Source organism: Mycobacterium sp., from assembly GCF_049278535.1.
In the GTDB taxonomy this organism is placed as follows: Bacteria; Actinomycetota; Actinomycetes; order Mycobacteriales; family Mycobacteriaceae; genus Mycobacterium.
The window spans coordinates 1-3,548 of record NZ_JBAPMI010000281.1 but is presented as its reverse complement, the minus strand read 5'-3'; the positions used below and the strand labels follow the sequence as shown (position 1 = coordinate 3,548).

The 3,548-nt window shown below is 64.7% G+C and carries 3 protein-coding genes; 1 reads left to right on the top strand and 2 read right to left on the bottom strand.

Annotated elements, in window-relative coordinates:
• Positions 1–1,102: alkane 1-monooxygenase (locus WAO18_RS18855; protein ID WP_422207754.1), on the bottom strand; the 1,102-nt coding region annotated here is incomplete at its 3' end.
• A gap of 71 nt (positions 1,103–1,173) precedes the next feature.
• The gene (locus WAO18_RS18850) at positions 1,174–2,673 is read right to left on the bottom strand and encodes an amino acid permease (RefSeq protein ID WP_422207753.1); all 1,500 of its coding nucleotides are present in this window, start codon (positions 2,671–2,673) and stop codon (positions 1,174–1,176) included.
• A gap of 31 nt (positions 2,674–2,704) precedes the next feature.
• On the opposite strand from WAO18_RS18850, the gene WAO18_RS18845 reads away from it, so the two are divergent.
• On the top strand, positions 2,705–3,548 hold an 844-nt coding region (locus WAO18_RS18845; RefSeq protein ID WP_422207752.1), incomplete at its 3' end, for an FAD-dependent oxidoreductase.

Genomic DNA, 3,548 nt, shown 5'->3' with positions numbered 1-3,548 from the left:
GCGCGGCGTAGCCGCTGGGCAGGTTCGGCGCCCCGTCCATGCTGCGCAGCGTCTGGTAGCGGCGGGTCGGGTTGGCGTGGTGATCGCTGTGCCGCTGCAGGTGGTACAGGAACAGGTTCGTCACGATGTGGTCGGAGTTCCAGCTGTGCTGGGGGGTGCAGCGCTCATAGCGACCGTTGTCGTTCTTGACCCGCAGCAGGCCGTAGTGCTCGAGGTAGTTGACCGACTCGAGCAGGCTGAAGCCGAAGATCGCCTGGATGATCAGGAATGGGATCAGCGCCGGGCCGAACACCGCTAGCAACGCGGCCCACAACACCACGGTCACCAGCCAGGCGTTGAGCACCTCGTTGGACAGGTAGGTCTTCGGGTTCCACGGGTTGGCGCCCTGCCGGCGAATCCGCTGGGCCTCCAGCCGCAGAGCCGAGCGCAGGCTACCGAAGACGCTGCGCGGCAAGAACTCCCAGAATGTCTCACCGAAGCGAGCCGAGGCGGGGTCCTCCGGTGTCGCAACCCGGACGTGGTGACCACGATTGTGCTCGATGTAGAAGTGTCCGTAGCCGGTCTGCGCCAGGGTGATCTTGGACAGCCAGCGCTCCAGCGACTCCTTCTTGTGTCCCATCTCGTGCGCGGTGTTGATGCCGACGCCGCCAAGGGTGCCGACCGACAGCGCCAAGCCGATCTTGGCCGGCCAGCTGAGCGACCCCTCGAAGCCCAGCCAGCTCAGGTTCGACGCAGTGAACAGGTAGGCGCCGAGGACCACGCTGAGGTACTGGAACGGGATGAAGATGTATGTGCAGTAGCGGTAGTACTTGTCGTTCTCCAGCCACTGCATGGCCTCGTCGGGAGGGTTCTGGCCGTCGGCCCCGAATCGCAGGTCCAGCGCGGGCAGCACGATGTACAGCAGGATCGGGCCGATCCAGAACCACACCTGGGATGCGGTCTGCCAGCCGAACTGGTTCATCGCCCAGACGATCGGCAGCACGGCCAGCAGCAGTGTCGGGACGATCAGTCCCATCAGCCACATGTAGCGCTTTCTGTCCTGCCACACCCTTGCGTTCGGATCTAATGCCGCGGTCATATCGCCAACCTCCTTGTGAGCCATAACACCTTGGGATTGGACAATACTGCTATCTGCGTCCGTTGTCTAGACAAAACATGGGTGTTTGTAAACTATTACGACGAACTTGATGCGGGGGCCCTCTCCTGCTCGCCGGCATCATGCCTGGCCAGAACCGATTTCCGGTGTCCATAGCCGAGGTAGATGGCCACACCCGCGACCATCCACACGCCGAATCGGATCCAGGTGACCACGGTCAGGTTGATCATCAGCCAGACGCACGCGAACACCGAGGCGATCGGCAGCAGGGGCACCATCGGCGCGCGGAATCCCCGGGGCAGGTCAGGCCGGGTTCGACGCAGGACGATGACACCTGCGGAGACCAGTAGGAACGCGAACAAGGTGCCGACGTTGACCATTTCTTCCAGCTTGTCCGTCGGAAAGGCGGACGCGGTGGCACCGACCATCAAGGCGACCAGAACGGTGATTCGCACCGGGGTGCCGTGTGAACCGGTCTTGGCCAGCCGTCGCGGCAGCAAGCCGTCGCGCGCCATCGCGAACAGCACCCGGCATCCACCGAGCACGAGCACCATCACCACGGTGGTGAGGCCGGCCAGCGCGCCGATCGAGATGATTCCAGACGCCCAGTGCACCCCGTTCACCGCAAAGGCGGTAGCCAGGTTGGCGTGGTGGCCGTCGCGGGTGGTCTTCAGCTGGGTGTAGGAGACCATCCCGGACAGCACGATTGACACCGCCACGTAGAGCACGGTCACGATGCCCAGCGTGGCCAGGATGCCCCGGGGCACGTCGCGTTGCGGATTCTTGGTCTCCTCGGCCATGGTCGCCACGATGTCGAATCCGATGAACGCGAAGAACACGATCGAGGCTCCGGCGAGCACCCCGTACCAGCCGTAGTGGCTGCCGTGCGCTCCGGTGAGCAGCGACAGCAGCGACTGATCGATGCCGGCGCCACCGCTGTCGGCCTCGGGTGGCGGGATGAACGGCGAGTAGTTTGTGCTCTTGATGTAGAAGGCGCCGACGACGATCACCAGCAGCACCACCGCGACCTTGATCGCGGTGACCACCATCGAGAAGTGCGACGACAACTTGGTGCCCAGCGCGAGCAGCGTCGCCACCAGCGCGACGATCAGCGCCGCACCCCAGTCCAGCGTCAATGGCCCCAAACCTATTGTGCTGCTGCTGAATCCGAACACCGTCTGTAGGTAGCTGGACCAGCCTTTGGCGACGACGGCGCCACCGATCGCCAGCTCGAGGACGAGGTTCCACCCGATGGTCCATGCGACGAACTCGCCGAAGGTGGCGTAGGAGAATGTGTAGGCACTACCCGCCACCGGCAGCATCGACGCGAATTCGGCGTAGCACAATGCGGCCAGGCCGCAGGTGATCGCCGCGATGAGAAATGAGATCCAGATCGCCGGACCGGTGATGTCGCCCGCCGTTGACGCCGTGACGGTGAAGATGCCCGCCCCGATCACCACCGAGACCCCGAACACGCAGAGGTGCCACCAGCTCAAGTCCTTACGCAGCTGGGTATCCGGCTCGTCGGTGTCAGCGATCGACCGTTCAATGGATTTGGTGCGCCAACGATCAGCCATGCACCCGGACAGTACCGAGTAGGGTGGCCGGATGGGTGGGGGAAGCCGCCGAGAACACGCTGTTGTGATCGGCGCCAGCATCGCGGGATTGTGCGCGGCGCGGGTGCTGTCCGACTTCTACGACCGGGTCACGGTCTTCGAGCGCGACGAACTGCCGGCCACGCCAAGCAACCGGACCGCCGTCCCGCAGGGCCGCCATGTTCACCTGCTGATGGCCCGCGGCGCGCTGGAATTCGACGGGTTGTTTCCCGGTCTGCTCGACGGGATGGTGGCCGCCGGCGTGCCGGTCCTGGAGAACCGGCCGGACTGCATTTACTTCGGCGCGGCCGGTCATGTGCTGGGCACCGGCCATACGTTGCGCGACGAGTTCACCGCCTACGTCCCCAGCCGTCCGCAGCTGGAATGGCAGATCAGGCAACGGGTTTACAAGATTCCCAACGTCGAGATCCAGCATCGTTCGGTAGCCCAGCCGCGATTCGACGTCGACGCGCAACGGGTCACCGGGGTGTACCTCGACAGCGACAACGACGAGCCCGACCTCGTCGACGCCGACCTGGTGGTCGACGCGGCCGGTCGCGGCACCAGGTTGCCGGTCTGGCTGGAGCAGTGGGGCTTTCAGCGCCCGCCCGAAAAGACAGTCGAGGTCGGCATTGGCTATGCGTCACACCAGCTCCGGCTGCCGGAGGGGGCGCTTCGCGAGCGGGTGATCGTGGCCGGCGCGTCCCGCCAGCAACCGCTCGGGCTGGGGCTACTCGGTTACGAGGACGGCACCTGGACGCTGACCACCTTCGGCGTCGGCAAAGTCAAGCCGCCGCAAACCTTTGCCGAGATGCTCGCGCTCGCCAAAAAGATTCTGCCCAAACGTATCGCCACTG